This is a genomic window from Gilvimarinus agarilyticus, assembly GCF_000832015.1.
Classification (GTDB): Bacteria; Pseudomonadota; Gammaproteobacteria; order Pseudomonadales; family Cellvibrionaceae; genus Gilvimarinus; species Gilvimarinus agarilyticus.
This window is the reverse complement of sequence record NZ_JXCJ01000001.1, coordinates 1,239,391-1,255,797: the sequence shown is the minus strand read 5'-3', so window position 1 is coordinate 1,255,797 and position 16,407 is coordinate 1,239,391. Positions and strand designations below refer to the sequence as shown.

Sequence of the window (16,407 nt, the reverse complement as noted above, 5' to 3'; positions counted from 1 at the left end):
ATGACCAGCAAAGCCCACTACGAGATCGATAGCGCCTGTGTTCAGGCCCATGAATTTCCGGCCGCATTAATCGACTTAGCCTGCAGCCGCGGCGTCGATAGCCACCGACTGCTGCGTGGTACCGGTATTTTTTTAGACGACTTTCTGCGAGGTGAATTAACACTGCGACCGGCGCAATGCTTTGCGTTGCTGAGCAATATACGTAAGATTTTGCCCGCCGCCGAGACTGCTTTTTTAGCCGGTGCGCGGCTTTACCCGGGCAACTTTGGGCCCGCCTCTAGCGCCTTACAAAGCTCGGGCAACTTACTGCAGGCGCTCAACATACTCGTGCACTATCAAGCTATTTTGTCACCGCTGCTAAGCCCACGCCTGGAGTGGCACTGCGACGACTTGTACATTTATTGGCACGATGCCTGTGGCGCCGGTGAGCATGTAGCATTTTTAACCGACATGATGATCACGGCACTGGTCAATACCAGTAAGACTCTGGCTGGGCGCCCACTGGCGTGGCAGTTTCATCTGCCGGGCGAACCCGCACACCGTGAACAATACGAGGTGCACTGGGGCCGGCGTATTCACACCCACAGCCATCAGTACGGCATGCAAATTTCCCGCAGCGAGCTGGCCCACCCCTGGCCTGGCGCCGCCGTCAGTGTGGCGCAGATTGCCAGAAGCCAATGTGACCGTCTTTTGCAAGAGCTCCCTAACGTGGGGTTTGTCGCCCTTTTTGACGGTTACTTGCGTGACCAGCTCGCTGACAATCCATCGCTGGAAACGGCCGCTAGCGAGTTTGGTATAAGCCCCGCCACCCTCAAACGCAAGCTTAAAAAACACCATACCAGTTTCCAGCAGCGTTTTGATTTAGTGCGCAAAGAGCAGGCGCTGTTTTGGCTCACCCGCGAGCAATTACCGCTCGCCGAGGTGGCAACCCGGCTGCATTTTCACGATGCGCGCAACCTGCGTCGTGCCTTTAAGCGCTGGACCGGAATCATCCCCAGCCAGCTCACCAGCGCAATCACCTCAGCCCGATAAAGACCCGCCCTACCGACTTGTGAGTGTCTGCGAAAGCTCTGATTAACGCGTATAATCAGGCGGCACCGACCTATCACACTTACCGAGCGAAGAGAGCTGTCATGACCAAGATCCGTTGGGGCGTGTTAAGCACGGCCAAAATTGCCCGATTGCACACTATTCCTGCAATTCAAACGTCGGAGCTGGGCGAGGTGGTTGCCATTGCCTCGCGGGATGAGCACAACGCCCGCGCCCAAGCTGACCTGCTTGGTATTAAGCGCGCCTACGGCAGCTACGACGCTCTGCTGGCCGACCCCGATATTGACGCCATCTACAACCCAATGCCCAATCACATGCATGTGCCCTGGTCGATTAAAGCGCTGGAAGCCGGTAAACATGTACTGGTAGAAAAGCCCGCCGGGCTAGATGTTGCGGACCTTGAGCCTTTACTGGCCTGCGCGGCGCGCCACCCCGAGCTGAAGCTGATGGAAGCGTTTATGTACCGCTTTCACCCCCAGTGGCAGCAAGTTAAACAACGGTGCGATGCGGGTGCTATTGGCCGTGTCCGCACCATTCAATGCGCGTTTAGTTACAACAACCGCGATACAGACAATATTCGCAACAGTGCCGCCATGGGCGGCGGCGCCTTGATGGACATCGGTTGCTACGGCATATCGCTGGCGCGCTTTTTACTGAATGCCGAGCCTCAGCGGGTGCTGGGGCATATGGACAACCTGGGCGAGTACGAGGTCGACTGCATTAGCTCGGCACTGATGGTATTCGAGGGTGCCAGCGCCAGCTTTACCTGCTCGACCAAGACCGAGCCCGAACAGTGGGTTGAGATTGCCGGCGAAGCGGGGAGTCTGCGTATTTCTATCCCTTTTAATCCGATCGCCGATAATGCCACCGAGCTAACGCTTCAGCGCAACGGCAAGGTTGAGCAACTCAGCATTGAACCGGCCAACCATTACCGCAACATGACCGATGCGTTTGCCGCCGCAATCTTGCATAATAAGCCCGTACCAACCCCCATGACTGACGCACTCGACAACATGAGCGTTCTCGACGCCATTGTTAGCAGTGCCAAACAACAAAGCTGGGTCAGCCTATAGCCCCCACACCAAGGGTACCGCTTAGCGCTGGCTGCACAAAAAAAGGGCCAAAAGCCCGGGTTCATCACCCGTATTAATCGCGAGGCAAACCCTCGTTAACATTATTAAAAGGAGCCAGGTTTGAAGAAGATTGTCGTAGTCGGCGGCGGCGCCGGCGGGTTAGAGCTAGTCACCAAGCTGGGGCGCAAGCTCGGGCGCAAAGGCAAAGCACATATTACCCTTATTGACCGCAACACCACCCACGTATGGAAACCACTGCTGCACGAAATTGCGGTGGGCACCATGGACGAAGGCGTCGACGCGGTCAGCTATCGCGCCCACGCGTTTGCCCATCACTTTCAGTTTCGTATCGGCTCCATGACAGGTATCGACCGCGAGACGCAACAGGTTATTATTGCCCCCATTTTTGATGAAGACGGCCAAGAGATGCTGCCCGAGACCCGGGTGGATTACGACATCTTAGTTCTCGCCATGGGGTCGGCCTCAAATGACTTTAATACCCCCGGGGTGAAAGATCACTGCATCTTCCTCGACAGCCCCACGCAAGCGCACAAGTTTCGCAATAAACTGCTGGGACGCTTTTTGCGCATCCAGCGGGTACCCGACACCCGTAAAACCGTTAACATCGCCATTGTCGGCGCCGGCGCCACCGGCGTTGAGCTGTCCGCCGAGCTGCACCACGCGGTGGCCAAGTTTCACACGTATGGCTTTGACGCGATCGATAGTGAGCATTTAAACATTACTCTGGTAGAAGCCGGCCCCCGCATATTGCCTGCATTGCCCGAGCGCATCTCGGCCGCTGCCAGCCGCGAGCTGGTCAAGCTAGGCGTCAATATCAAGCTCAACACCCGCATTACGGCTGCCGTCACTGACGGGCTGGAAACTGCCGATGGCGAAAAAATAGAGTCAGATTTAATGGTGTGGGCCGCGGGCGTAAAAGTGCCCGACGCGCTTAAAAACCTGGGCGGTATCCCCACCAACCGCATTAACCAGCTGCCGGTGAATGCCTACCTGCAAATCAAAAACGAGCCCAACCTGTTTGCGCTGGGGGACTGCGCTGAGTTTATTCAAACCGACGGAAGCCGCGTGCCACCTCGGGCACAATCGGCTCACCAAATGGCTGACGTTTGTTATCACAACATCCGCGCGCAACTGGATGGCAAAGCGCTGAAAGTGTATCGCTACAAAGATCACGGCTCGCTGGTGTCGCTGTCTAATTTTTCAACCGTGGGCAGCCTGATGGGCAACTTAAGTGGCGGCTCGCTGTTTATTGAGGGTCGGCTGGCGCGGATGGTCTACGTCTCGCTCTATCGCATGCACCAGGTGGCCGTACACGGCTACCTAAAAACCGTGCTGGTGATGTTATCGGGCAGCATTAACCGCTGGCTCAAACCAAAACTCAAACTGCACTAACCACCGCTAGCGGGCCCGCGGCTTGACAGCCCGTGCGGCCCTGCCTAGGATGCGCTCTCGCGTTAATAAGGATCTGTAAATGCTGCCGTTTCACGATGTCGTCGCCGACGATTTTAGCGAGGTGAATGATTTAATCATTCGTCAACTTTACTCTGATGTCGGCCTGGTCGAGAACATCGGGCACTACCTTATTGAGGCCGGCGGCAAGCGCCTGCGCCCACTCATGGTACTACTGAGTGCTCGCGCTTTAGATTACAACGGTAAACATCACCTAGACCTCGCCGCCGTGATCGAGTTTATTCACTCGGCGACGCTACTGCACGATGATGTCGTCGACGTTTCAAGTCTGCGTCGCGGCCGCCCTACGGCCAACGCCGAATGGGGCAACGCCCCCAGTGTACTGGTAGGTGACTTTCTCTACTCCCGTGCGTTTCAGATGATGGTGGCCATTGGCAACATGGACATCATGACCATTCTATCCAAAACCACTAATATTATTGCCGAGGGCGAAGTCCAGCAGCTGGTAAACGCCAAAGACCCGGACCTTACCGAGGCGGGATACCGGCAAGTTATCGAAAAGAAAACCGCAGTGCTGTTTGCCGCGGCCTGCGAGGTGGGTGCGGTAATTGCCGGCGCGGACGCGACGACTCGTCAGGCGCTCAGCCAATACGGCCTGCAGGTCGGCATCGCCTTTCAACTGGTGGACGACGCGCTCGACTACAAGGGTGACGCCGAGGCGCTAGGCAAAAATGTGGGCGATGATCTGGCGGAAGGCAAACCGACCTTACCGCTGATCCGGGCGATGGAGAAAGCGCCAGCCGCCGACCGCGAGCTGATCCGCAACGCCATCAGCAACGGCGATGCCAGCCAGCTCGACAAGGTGGTGGCCATTGTCGAGGCGACCGGCGCCATGGAGTACACCCTGGCAGCCGCCCGCGACGCCGTAACACTGGCCCTGGCGGCGCTAGAGGCCCTCCCCAAGGGCCGTTATCGCAGCGCACTCGCGGATGTTGCCGAGTTTGCCACCGGGCGCAACCACTAGCGGCAAAGCCTGTACCGCGGCGCTATGTACTAGACTTTGTGACGGGTGCGGCGAGCGCTGAAAACACGGATTACCCGATACAACACTAGACAAGCCAGTGGCACAAGGTAGAATGTGCCCCTTTGCGGCCCGGATGGCCCCACCCGTTTGATTTACTGCTCAGAGTTAACACTATGAATTCACACGTCCAGCAGAGCTCATACAGCCTGGAAGAACTGCTCGAATGCGGCCACGGTCGTCTGTTTGGGCCCGGTAATGCACAGCTGCCGGTACCTAACATGCTTATGCTTAACCGTATTGCCCATATCAGCGAAACCGGTGGTGAGTACAACAAAGGTGAGATTATCGCCGAGCTGGATATCAGCCCAGACCTGTGGTTTTTTGATTGCCACTTTCCGGGCGACCCGGTTATGCCTGGCTGCCTGGGACTGGACGCCATGTGGCAGCTGGTGGGATTCTTCTTGGCCTGGAAGGGCAACCCCGGGCGCGGACGCGCACTGGGCTGTGGCGAGGTTAAGTTTACCGGGCAAATTCTGCCCACCGCGAAAAAAATTAGCTACCACATCAACCTAAAGCGCGTTATCGAGCGCAAGTTGATTATGGGTATTGCCGACGGCCGGGTATCGGTTGACGGCAAAGATATTTATTTTGCCAAGGACCTGCGGGTCGGCCTGTTTTCCAACACCGATTCCTTTTAACAGTAAGGCACTAAGCTCAGCGCCTACTGTCAAACCGGTTGAAGTTGATTGCGCTGTGGCATAATAGACAAAAATGTAGCCGCTCTCGCTGATCAAAGCTGAGCACTATTAAGAGGTAGCCTATGAAACGCGTTGTAGTTACTGGTATGGGCATTGTTTCCTGCATCGGTAATGATAAATCCACCGTACTGGACGCTCTGCGTCACGGTCGCTCTGGTATTACATACAACTCTAGCTATGAAGAGATGGGCTTTCGCTCCTGCGTGGCCGGCTCCGTCGATCTCGACTTAAAAGAACTGATCGACCGCAAAGTGTTGCGTTTTATGGGCGATGCCGCGGCGTTTGCCTATGTCTCTATGGATCAAGCCATTAAAGATGCTGGCCTAACCGAAGCAGAGTACTCCAACGAGCGCACCGGTATCATTATGGGCTCTGGCGGCGCCGGCTCACAAAACCTGGTAGAGGCAGCCGATATTCTACGCAACCGTGGCCTCAAGCGTATTGGGCCCTACCGCGTGACCCAAACCATGGGCAGCACCACCTCGGCCTGTCTGGCGACTCCATTCAAGATTAAAGGGGTGAATTACTCCATTTCATCAGCCTGCGCCACCAGTGCACACTGTATCGGTAACGCGATGGAGCAAATTCAGCTGGGCAAGCAAGATATGATCTTTGCCGGTGGCGGTGAAGAGGAGCACTGGTCGCTGTCTTGCCTGTTTGACGCCATGGGCGCACTCTCGACCAAATACAACGACACCCCCGATAAAGCTTCGCGGGCTTACGATGCCGCCCGCGACGGGTTTGTGATCGCCGGTGGTGGCGGCTGCTTGGTGCTCGAAGAACTAGAGCACGCCAAAGCACGCGGCGCTAAGATCTACGGCGAGCTGGTGGGCTATGGTGCCACCTCCGATGGCTACGACATGGTCGCACCTTCTGGCGAAGGCGCCGAGCGCTGCATGCGCCAGGCCATGGCCACCGTCGAGGGCGACATCGATTACATCAACTCTCACGGCACCAGTACACCGGTGGGTGATCTGGCCGAGCTTAAAGCGGTACGCAATACCTTTGGCGAGAAGATTCCCGCCATTAGCTCGACCAAGTCGTTAACCGGTCACTCGTTAGGGGCAACCGGCGTACAAGAGGCGATTTACTCACTGATGATGATGGAGAACAACTTCATCTGTGCCTCGGCTAACGTCGAAGAGCTGGACCCTGAGGCGGCCGGCGTCCCTATCGTGCGCGAGCGCCAGGACAACGTCACGCTTAACCGCGTTTTATCTAATAGCTTTGGCTTTGGCGGCACTAACGCGTCATTGGTATTTCAGCGCTACACAGATTAACCTGCACTCGAAGAGACGTCGGTGCACATATTGGGCACCGACGCTCTCGCCCCCCTCCCCCCTAGCCATACGCACAACTCAGATCATTGAGAGCTTCGTTATCAACACGCTGCTAGCTTCCGCTACTGATTCGTATGTAACCACTGCTTAACCATCGACACCAGCATGGTGCGCCATGTGCGCGTTTGTACGCCAAAGTCATTGCGAACCCGCAGCGAACTCAAAACTGCACTTAACGGCTCACCCTCGGGGGCCTCGTCCACGACCTCAAAGACCGGCTCTGGACCCTGATAGTCTTGTTGCTGCAACACTTGCAGTAGTTGCTCGGCAAATTCCATCTCGGTGCAGGCATCGCCACTGCAATAGTGATATACGCCCCAGCACTCGGCGCCACAGCTAATCTGTTTAATCAAACCGACAATCACCCGCGCCACATCCGATAGAGCGGTCGGGGCGCCACGTAAACGGCTGTTGACCTGCCAACTTTCACCGGCCTGCAACGCTCGCAAAAGGCGTGTTAAATGGTTATCGCCGAAACTGCCAATCACCCAGCTGGTGCGCAACACAATAGCCCGCTCTAAGCGCTCGGTTACCGCTTGCTCGGCGGCGTAAAACGCCCGGCCTACGACACTATTGGGCACTGGCTCATCGCGCTCGGAGTGCTTGCTTTTATTATCATCGCCAAACACCCGATAGCTCGACAGCTGTATCATCGGGATATCCCGCTCGCGGCACACTTCGGCTAATGCCTCGGCTGCCAACGGCAATAATGTGCAACCGGGTTCGCCCGGCGCATCCGACCACCCAAGGGTGTTAATGACCAGGTTGGGCTTACCCTGACCAATGTAGGCGTCAACCGCCTCGCGATCGCACCAATCGACGTCTTTAGCCGCTGGCGCCAGCAAGCCGAATGGCTCGCGCTCTAGCTCGTGCTCAAGCGCCACACCCAGCGAGTGCGCGCTATCGGTTAATAACAACTTCAAATCTAATCTCACTTTTTGGAAGTAACGGCAAACCACTAGCGAGGGTCAAAAGCCCCGCAACCTGCACCCAAAGCCTTACGCGCGCAGTCGGTCATTGCAACACTACCGCCTTTATATCACACATAGAAGCCAGAGCCCGGACACACGCAAGACGTAAGACCCAAGTTGACTAAAAAAACACCTAAAAAGATCTCCTCTTTGGCCGATAACAGACCATATACCACTTCATTCTCAGCCGAGGTTTCTATGACGCCCCATCAAACCGGCCTACACAGCACCTTAAGTGCCACCCGCCAGGCGGCACAGCTAAGCGCCCCCGATGGTGTGGTTAACAGCAAAACCACTCAGGCACTAACGCTACTGGGCGACAAGGCCGCCGAGCATATCCAGCCCGCGGAAACCGGCCACTTTAAACCGTTAACCGCCGAACAGGCGGCGGGCAATATTCTTGGGTTTATTCAGCGCCAGCTGGAGCGAGACGCCGCCAATGGCGCCACCGGCGAAGCACTAGAGGCACGCCTGCAAGCAGGGCTTTCGGGGTTTAACAAAGGCTTTGAAGAGGCGCGCGAGCGGTTAGAGGCGCTAAGCTTACTCGACAAACAAGTGAGCAGCGCCATCAATAAAACCTATGAGTTAGTAACCACTGGTATCGATGAACTTGCACACGAGTTTTTGGGTTACCCCCTCGCCGAGACAGAGGCCGTGACAGCCCCGACACGCCCGGTCACTCCGCCAAATCACGCAAGTTACCAATACGCCTCGGCCCAAAGCTTTCGCTTTGAGCTACTTACAGCCGAGGGCGACAAAGTCAGTATTCAGGCCAATGCCAGCCACAGCGATTTACAATTTTGGCGCGACGCAGACGGCAGTGGCTCGCGCGCCTCAAGCTCAAGCCTTGACTACCAATTGAATATTACGGGGGAGCTAAACGAGGCCGAGCAAACCGCCATCAACAACTTAGTGCAACAAGTGAACTCACTGGCCGAATCGTTTTTTAGTGGGGATATTGCCGGTGCGTTTGAGTCAGCTCTAGCACTCGGTTATGACCAAGCGCAAATCGAAGGGTTTGCGCTCAACTTAACGCGGGTTGACATTCAACGTGCGAACAGCGCGTACGGCAGTCAGGCACCGGCGTCCAGCCAACTACAGGAGCGCCTGCAGCCCGTCGGTCAGTTTATTAAAGACACCCAAAATGCCGTGGCCCAGGCCAATCAGTTCGCCGAGCCCTACCAGTTATTGCTGGACATTGTTAACGGCCTTTACGCCGATGCCGACCTACCCGGCAACCGCGACGGTAAACGCTTTAGCGATTTTCTCGATAAAGTATTAGCTAACAGTTTTTCCGGCAATACAAACAGCGAACCGCAAATATCTTAATCGAAGGGCAAGGGGTACGCCCCCCCAGCCCGCCCCTCTTTCCGAGTTACTCTCGGTGGAACCACTGAAAACGATTAAGCGCCACTTGGTATGTGTCGTACAACTCGAAATAACGCACACAGTAACCCGTAGGATAAAAACCCGCGGCCGAAAAATACATGGGCATTTTTATGTCGTAACACTGCTCACCAGACAACTGCTGTAAATAATCCATGGTAATCATGGGCTCAAAAAATGAAATAGCCCCATCCCAGGTACCAAAGATCCAGGTTTGTGTAAAAGGCTCGCCCGCCAACTCCGGCGCAGTACCGTCGAGCATATGATTCCCCATGCCCGGCTCAACGGCCCCCAGCGAAAAGAAATCCGGTGGGGTTTGTGCCGGGGTCAGCGGCTTTAACGCCGTGTCCAGGTCGTCGCAGCTGAGCGGCAACGTTGGCCCACACATCTCATCGGCCATAGGCGCCGTTATCGAAGTGCGCACCGCATTGCTAATGGTGTAAAAATGAAAATCAAAGTGGGGCTTATCGTAAATCGCAGGCGGTGGGTGTCCGTGATTATTCCAGTTCACCACTAAGTGTTTAAAATGAGTGGTGCGCTTAGCCGAAGCAGGCAACTCCAATACATGCTCGTAACCACAACACGGCCAAACCACACTGCCATATTCATCCAACACATCCCAGCGACCATCGCTCATTGGCATATCGCCTCCGGGGAGTTGCATTAGAGATGAGCCGGTAAACAAGATGCCAATTTCCTGCGGCCGGCGATTCTTTTTTAACACCATATAAGAGCGCACCTTACCGCCCCCCAAACTCACGGACGGCCCAAACTCTGGTGGCTTCAACTTTGACGCGTGCGCAAACGGCACCTCGCCACTATGAGCATTACCTGGGGCACGGTGTTTATTGCCGCTAGCGCTAACGCTTAGCACCCAGCTCCCCAACACTAGCCCCAAAGCCCACACAAGCGCGTACCCTGTAAACCTTTGTCGCTCCATAACATTAACCCCAAATAGGCGTAACCTGCGCCGAGTGCGAGACACCACCCAGCCCGACGGCACAGCTAATAAACGGAAGTTAAAAAATAGTCAGCCCTTCAAACAATAACAAGAGGGATTGCGACGCCAAACTCAAGCACTCACACACGAGCTTTTTGTAAGTACATGAATTACCAAGAGAAGGTCAAATCGCTTATTGCCTTTTGTTTGTCTTCGAGCTACTCAACATCACTTAAAACACTTAAAAACAAAACTTTCTATTGCGTCGATCTTGACTACACTTCAGTTGTTACGTCTGTTACATGGCTTATTTGACCCAACAGGTCTGCCTGCCTCGAAGGATAAAGGTCTCAATAGGAGAGCAACCGTGACGCCCACTCAAGAGCTCAAGCTGCAGCCTGAAAATGAACAGAAACGCCGGGAGTGGCGACTGTTTATTTTTATTATTGTTTTTCTCTTTCCGTTACTCAGTGTCGCCATCGTGGGTGGCTACGGGTTTACGATCTGGATGTATCAAATATTGGCAGGTCCTCCCGGGGCCGGATAACTTAACTCTGATGATCGCTGTTATTTGACAACCAATTTATAAAACTCGCAGAGAAAGCGGAAGCCCTATGCCAGCCGAATTAATAGCTCGTCACAAAGAAGCGCTGCACGTTGCCAGCATTGCTATTTACACTCGCCCCGAGCAGTTCCGTGAGGCTCGCCTTTGGCTTAATGACTACCCCGGCGCTGAAATTCACGCCGAAAGTCACACCGGAAAATTAGTCGTTGTTATCGAGGCCGAACGAGAACAAAACATTTTACGGCTGATCGACGAGGCCACCGATCACCCCAGTATTATCACCGCCGCTCTGGTGTATCACGAAATTCTCGCCCCTGAGGATGTGACCCCATGAATATCACCCGCCGTCTATTCGCAAAAGCCAATGCCGCCGCCGTAGCCGCGCTGTCGTTAGGACTACCGATTCCTGCCAGCGCCACCAACCTTATCACCAACCGCGAGCTTACCAGCTTAACCTGGAGCAAAGCCCCCTGCCGCTTTTGCGGCGTTGGCTGCGGGGTGATGGTAGCCACCAAAGATAATCAGGTGGTCGCCACCCACGGTGACGTTAAGGCCGAAGTTAACCGTGGCCTTAACTGCGTAAAAGGCTATTTTCTATCAAAGATTATGTACGGCAGCGATCGCCTGCACACGCCAATGCTGCGTATGAGCAACGGCCAGTACGATAAAAACGGCAGCTTTGCGCCCATCAGCTGGAAGCAGGCGTTTGACATCATGGAGCAACAATTTAAAGCCGCCATCCGCGATCACGGGCCCGAGAGTATCGCCATGATGGGCTCAGGCCAATGGACGGTGTGGGAGGCCTACGCCGCCAGCAAGCTGGTTAAGGGCGGATTTCTCAGTAACAATCTCGACCCCAATGCCCGCCACTGTATGGCCTCGGCCGTGGGCGGGTTTATGCGCACATTTGGTATCGATGAGCCCATGGGGTGCTACGACGATATCGAACACGCCGATGCGTTCGTGTTATGGGGTTCAAATATGGCTGAGATGCATCCCATGCTCTGGAGCCGGGTAACCGACCGGCGCCTATCGTTCGATCATGTCGAGGTGGTGGCCATGTCTCCCTACGAGACCCGCACCTTTGAGCTGGCCGATCTGCCGATAATTTTTAAACCGCAAACCGATTTAATTATTTTAAATTATATCGCCAACTACATTATCCAGAATGATGCAGTTAATCACGAGTTTGTGAATAAACACACCCGTTTTGCCGTCGGGCAACCCGACATTGGTTACGGCTTGCGCCCAGAGGATCCTCGCCAACAAAAGGCCACCGGCGCCGATAAGGTGGGGGCATTTAGCGATTCGGATTTTGACGAGTTTGCTAAATTTGTTAGCCGTTACACCCTCGAGTACACAGCCAAAGAAACCGGGGTTGCCAAAGAGCGGCTTGAGCGCCTGGCAAAAATTTACGCCGACCCCAACAAAAAGGTGATGTCTCTTTGGACAATGGGCTTTAACCAACACACCCGAGGCGTATGGGCCAACAACCTGGTGTACAACATCCACTTACTCACAGGCAAAATATCGGAGCCGGGCAACAGCCCCTTTTCTCTCACGGGACAACCCTCGGCCTGTGGCTCGGCGCGCGAGGTGGGAACATTTTCCCACCGTTTACCGGCGGACATGTTGGTCAGCAACCCTGAGCACCGCAAAAAAACCGAAAACATATGGAAGCTGCCGGCTGGCGCCATACCAGACAAAGTAGGCCTATCTGCCGTTCATCAAAGCCGGGCACTTAAAGATGGCAAGGTAAAAGTCTACTGGACGCAAGTATGTAACAACATTCAAGCCGGCCCCAATTTGTCGCAAGAGACGTTACCTGGGTGGCGCAACCCCGAAGCGTTTGTCATTGTCTCGGATGTATACCCCACCGCCTCGGCGCAGGCAGCCGATCTCATTTTACCCAGCGCCATGTGGGTAGAAAAAGAAGGCGCTTATGGTAACGCCGAGCGACGCACCCAATTTTGGCACCAACTCGTACCGCCACCGGGCGAGGCAAAGTCTGATTTATGGCAACTGGTCGAGTTCAGCAAACGCTTTACCACCAACGAGGTGTGGCCTCAGGCGCTACTGGATAGCGCACCAGACTACAAAAATAAAACACTCTATGACGTGTTATTTGCCAATGGACAGGTTGATGCATTTAGCAATGAGGAGCGTGCCCAAGAGTATCGTAACGACGAGGCTGACGCCTTTGGCTTTTATCTGCAAAAAGGCTTGTTTGAAGAGTACGCAAAATTTGGCCGCGGCAAAGCGCACGACCTTGCCCCCTTTGACACCTATCACCAAGAGCGTGGCCTACGCTGGCCCGTCGTGGACGGAAAAGAAACACGCTGGCGCTTTCGCGAAGGCTACGACCCCTACGTTAAAAAAGGCAGTGGCGTACAGTTTTATGGCCATAAAGATAATCGCGCGATTATTTTTGCCCTGCCCTACGAGCCACCGGCCGAATCCCCGGATGACGAATACCCCTTCTGGTTGAGCACTGGGCGGGTACTTGAGCACTGGCACACCGGCAGCATGACCCAACGGGTACCCGAGTTGCACGCCGCCGTACCTTACGCCGTTATTTACATGAATTACGAGGATGCGCGCGATCAAGGCTTTAGGCGTGGCAGCGACGTAAGAGTGACCAGTCGTCGCGGATCGATTCGTGCCAGGGTAGAGACGCGCGGCCGGGTTAAGCCGCCCAAGGGGCTTATTTTTGTGCCCTTTTTTGACGCCAACCGGCTCATCAACAAGGTGACTTTAGACGCGACCGACCCGATCTCTCTGCAAACGGATTTTAAAAAATGCGCCGTCAAGCTCGAGCTTATTTCGCTAGCGTAGCCGTCCACGCGCGCACAGGAGGCACCATGAAATTCTGCGTATTACTGCTAGCACTACTGTGTTTATCCGCCGCCGCTGATGAACCGCTAAACGCCCCCGCGCCGGATGGCATTCGTCCCGGCGGCACCTTAGCGGATGAAACAACGCCGCCCGCGACCCCCGATGTTATCACCCCTATCAAGCGGCCCATGCGTAACTATCCAGAGCAACCGCCCACTATTCCGCACTCGGTGCGCAATTATCAGATCACTAAAAACTTTAACCAGTGCCTTACCTGTCACAGCCGCCAACGCAGCCCTGACACCGGCGCCCCGATGGTTAGCATTACCCATTACTGGAACCGGGAGCACCAGCCCTTAGCCGCCGTTTCACCGAGACGCTACTTTTGTGTGCAGTGCCATGTACCACAACACAATGTCGAGCCCGCCACCGGCAGCGACTTTAAAGGTATCGAAACCGTATTAAGTAACACCGCCAGTCAACATGGCTCTGAGTCGGAGTAGTAACCCATGCTGAGTTTTCTAAAGCGATATTGGCGCATTTTCAACCGACCCTCAGCGTACATCGGTTTAGGCACGTTAAGCATGGGCGGCTTTATCGCCGGTATTATTTTTTGGGGCGGCTTTAACACCGCGCTGGAATACACCAATACCGAAGAGTTTTGCATCAGTTGCCACGAGATGAAGGACAACCCCTACCAAGAGCTATTGCCGACCATTCACTACACCAATCGCTCCGGCGTGCGTGCCAAATGCTCTGACTGTCACGTACCGCACGACTGGACCTACAAGATCGCCCGAAAAATGGAGGCATCCAAAGAAGTGTGGGGGAAAATATTTGGCAGTATCAACACCCGCGATAAATTTCTCGCTAAACGACGTCACCTAGCCGAGCGTGAATGGCGCCGACTAAAAGCCAACGACTCACTCGAGTGCCGTAACTGCCATAACTTTGAGTACATGGACTTTACTCTGCAATCACCCCGCGCACGGAACATGCATTCCACGCTACTCGCCTCGGGTGAAAAAACCTGCATCGACTGCCACAAAGGCATCGCTCATCACTTACCCGACATGCAAGGCGTTCCCGTGGGGCAGGCTCCCATGGAGCCGATTGAGGACTATATTGCCGCACTTAGCGTGATGCCGTTAAAACGTTAAAGAAGAGGCTGTTAAGCAGGTAGTCGAGCGGAGCTATTATGTTGCCGAGGTCACGGAGCAACTCGGTACTTGCACCAAAACCTTATACCACGGGAGGCCTGGCAGTGTTCAGAATTCTGTGTCATTTCTTTATCATTAGCAAAAAAGAGATGATCTATGACCAAACCTACTTTCGACATAGACGCCGCCATCAAGGCACTGCGTACGGGAAAAGACCTCAGCGGTAAACACGGTATCCTCCCCCCTGACCAAACAGCTCACAGAAGCCGCCATGCAGGCTGAGTTAGAGGAGCACCTTACCAGTGAGGACAAGCCCAACCGCAAGAGTGGGCGCACCTCCAAGACCATGAAGAGCCCGGCGGGTAACTTCGAACTGGAGACACCGCGCGATCGGGCTGGTACCTTCGAGCCTCAGATTGTCAAGAAGCACCAGACGCACCTCACCGATGAAATGGAGCGCAAGGGGCTGTACCTATCGGATCAAGAAGGCGCTCACCACTGGCTGAGCGTGCTCACCGATCTTCACAACCGCGGGGTTCAGGATATCCTGATCGCCTGTGTTGACGGCCTGGAGGGCTTTCCCGAAGCCATCGAGAGTATCTTCCCCAACACCGAGATCCAGCACTGTATCATTCATCAGATCCGCAACTCGCTGAAGTACGTTGCCTCCAAGAACCAGAAAGCGTTCATGGCTGATCTAAAGTGCGTTTACAATGCGGCAACCCTGAATGCCGCTGAGAGCGCCCTGGACGAACTGGAGGCCAAGTGGGGCGACAAGTATCCAATGGTGATCAAGTCCTGGCGCAGTCAGTGGGAGACACTGTCAGCCTACTTCAAATACCTGGATTACGTTCGCACAGCGATTTACACCACCAATGCGGTTGAGGCTGTTCACCGCCAATTCCGCAAGCTGACAAAAACCAAGGGTGGCTTCGCCAGCGAGAACGGTTTACTCAAACTTCTGTACGCCGGTATACTCAAAGCTCCTGAGCGCTGGACGCACCCGATTCAGAACTGGAATCTGACGCTGTCACAGCTGACGATTCACTTCCCGGAGCGCCTAGAAAAACACATTAGCCTGTGAGGCTAGTTGGCTGACACAGAGTTTTGACCACCCTCCCGCGCCCTGAGAAAAAACTATTATTTATTTTCATCACTATCGGTTACTTCACCTTTAGAGTGTCTTTGAAATACTAAAATCCAAGATAGAAAGCAAAAAAACACGAAAAGTATAAAAATATGTATTCCTTCTAGATTTCTACCTGTTAAATGTTTAGCAACAAAAAATCCCGAAATGGCAACAAAAATAGAAATATATAGTCGATATAAAATTTTACGACTCACCTTCATGCAATAAAACCTTAAAAGCAGCGCACTGAACAGTACCCGGTTGTAACAACGCCAACTGGAGCAACAGCCCATTTAAAAAAGCCTTTTACAGCTGCTCTTGCTGCAGCCCTAGCAGCTTCTTTAGCCAATCTTTCGGCCTGGCGATCCGCAGTATAACGCAATGCAACATCAGAAACTTTTGCTCCAATAAAGCAGTCTGCAACACACACTATACATTCACCATACTCTTCGGCAAAAGCGGTACTGTACTTAACTAAGTTTTCTTGAGCTTGCAGAATTACCTTATTCTCATCCTTGAAAATTTCACCCCACAACCTCCCCCATCGCCCTATAGGGCTCCCGCCACTTCCATATGTGAACAAACCAAGTGGATCCACAAAAGTCAACGGATTCCCTTCTACATAGGCGTAGGTATTTATTCCGCCTTCAAGCCCAATCGGATCACTCTGCACATACCTCCCCAAGCCCGGGTCATAATTCCGAAAGTAGTTGTAATACAACCCTGTCTCCCCATCAAAATACTG

Annotated in this window: 15 protein-coding genes and 1 pseudogene; 13 read left to right on the top strand and 3 right to left on the bottom strand. The window is 54.2% G+C overall.

What is annotated here, in order from left to right; genetic code table 11:
• The 6 genes from SD69_RS05485 (at position 1) to fabB (ending at position 6,616) form a co-directional block, all read left to right on the top strand.
• Complete coding sequence (locus tag SD69_RS05485; RefSeq protein ID WP_041522417.1) at positions 1 to 1,032, top strand: helix-turn-helix transcriptional regulator; 1,032 nt, start codon at positions 1 to 3, stop codon at positions 1,030 to 1,032.
• Positions 1,033 to 1,133: 101 nt separating this feature from the next.
• Positions 1,134 to 2,123 carry a Gfo/Idh/MocA family protein gene (locus SD69_RS05480; protein ID WP_041522416.1) on the top strand — a complete coding sequence of 330 codons (990 nt, stop codon included), beginning with the start codon at positions 1,134 to 1,136 and terminating at the stop codon, positions 2,121 to 2,123.
• A gap of 120 nt (positions 2,124 to 2,243) precedes the next feature.
• Positions 2,244 to 3,536 carry an NAD(P)/FAD-dependent oxidoreductase gene (locus SD69_RS05475; RefSeq protein ID WP_041522415.1) on the top strand — a complete coding sequence of 431 codons (1,293 nt, stop codon included), beginning with the start codon at positions 2,244 to 2,246 and terminating at the stop codon, positions 3,534 to 3,536.
• Positions 3,537 to 3,615: 79 nt separating this feature from the next.
• Positions 3,616 to 4,578, top strand: coding sequence for a polyprenyl synthetase family protein (locus tag SD69_RS05470; RefSeq protein WP_041522414.1), 963 nt, complete (start codon positions 3,616 to 3,618; stop codon positions 4,576 to 4,578).
• Positions 4,579 to 4,751: 173 nt separating this feature from the next.
• On the top strand, positions 4,752 to 5,276 hold the full coding sequence (gene fabA, locus SD69_RS05465) for a 3-hydroxyacyl-[acyl-carrier-protein] dehydratase FabA (protein ID WP_041522413.1): 525 nt from the start codon (positions 4,752 to 4,754) through the stop codon (positions 5,274 to 5,276).
• Positions 5,277 to 5,398: 122 nt separating this feature from the next.
• Positions 5,399 to 6,616: a beta-ketoacyl-ACP synthase I gene (gene fabB / locus SD69_RS05460; RefSeq protein WP_041522412.1), complete on the top strand. Its 1,218-nt coding sequence runs from the start codon at positions 5,399 to 5,401 to the stop codon at positions 6,614 to 6,616.
• Between the two features lie 122 nt (positions 6,617 to 6,738).
• On the opposite strand, the gene SD69_RS05455 is transcribed toward fabB, so the two are convergent.
• A complete protein-coding gene (locus tag SD69_RS05455) occupies positions 6,739 to 7,599 on the bottom strand; it encodes an SDR family oxidoreductase (RefSeq protein ID WP_041522411.1) in 861 nt (286 codons plus the stop codon).
• A 246-nt stretch (positions 7,600 to 7,845) separates the two neighbouring features.
• Between SD69_RS05455 and SD69_RS05450 the strand changes: the two genes are divergently transcribed.
• Positions 7,846 to 8,976, top strand: a complete 1,131-nt coding sequence (locus SD69_RS05450) for a DUF5610 domain-containing protein (protein ID WP_041522410.1) — start codon at positions 7,846 to 7,848, stop codon at positions 8,974 to 8,976.
• A gap of 46 nt (positions 8,977 to 9,022) precedes the next feature.
• Here SD69_RS05450 and SD69_RS05445 read toward each other — a convergent pair whose 3' ends face one another.
• Positions 9,023 to 9,760, bottom strand: coding sequence for a DUF5602 domain-containing protein (locus SD69_RS05445; RefSeq protein ID WP_157471618.1), 738 nt, complete (start codon positions 9,758 to 9,760; stop codon positions 9,023 to 9,025).
• 580 nt (positions 9,761 to 10,340) lie between these two features.
• Here SD69_RS05445 and napE point away from each other — a divergent pair.
• The 6 genes and pseudogenes from napE (at position 10,341) to SD69_RS05415 (ending at position 15,617) form a co-directional block, all read left to right on the top strand.
• Positions 10,341 to 10,520 carry a periplasmic nitrate reductase, NapE protein gene (gene napE / locus SD69_RS05440; protein WP_041522409.1) on the top strand — a complete coding sequence of 60 codons (180 nt, stop codon included), beginning with the start codon at positions 10,341 to 10,343 and terminating at the stop codon, positions 10,518 to 10,520.
• Between the two features lie 67 nt (positions 10,521 to 10,587).
• Positions 10,588 to 10,872 (top strand): chaperone NapD, encoded by a 285-nt coding sequence (locus SD69_RS05435; protein WP_041522408.1) that lies wholly within the window; start codon positions 10,588 to 10,590, stop codon positions 10,870 to 10,872.
• Complete coding sequence (napA, locus tag SD69_RS05430; RefSeq protein WP_041522407.1) at positions 10,869 to 13,373, top strand: nitrate reductase catalytic subunit NapA; 2,505 nt, start codon at positions 10,869 to 10,871, stop codon at positions 13,371 to 13,373. The genes SD69_RS05435 and napA overlap by 4 nt, the downstream gene beginning before the upstream one ends.
• Before the next feature lie 26 nt (positions 13,374 to 13,399).
• On the top strand, positions 13,400 to 13,876 hold the full coding sequence (locus tag SD69_RS05425) for a nitrate reductase cytochrome c-type subunit (protein WP_041522406.1): 477 nt from the start codon (positions 13,400 to 13,402) through the stop codon (positions 13,874 to 13,876).
• Between the two features lie 6 nt (positions 13,877 to 13,882).
• Positions 13,883 to 14,533, top strand: coding sequence for a cytochrome c3 family protein (locus SD69_RS05420; protein WP_052480912.1), 651 nt, complete (start codon positions 13,883 to 13,885; stop codon positions 14,531 to 14,533).
• Positions 14,534 to 14,689: 156 nt separating this feature from the next.
• A pseudogene (locus SD69_RS05415) lies at positions 14,690 to 15,617 on the top strand (IS256 family transposase).
• Between the two features lie 277 nt (positions 15,618 to 15,894).
• Here SD69_RS05415 and SD69_RS05410 read toward each other — a convergent pair.
• The coding region (locus tag SD69_RS05410) for an RHS repeat-associated core domain-containing protein (RefSeq protein ID WP_041522405.1) at positions 15,895 to 16,407 on the bottom strand (513 nt) is incomplete at its 5' end.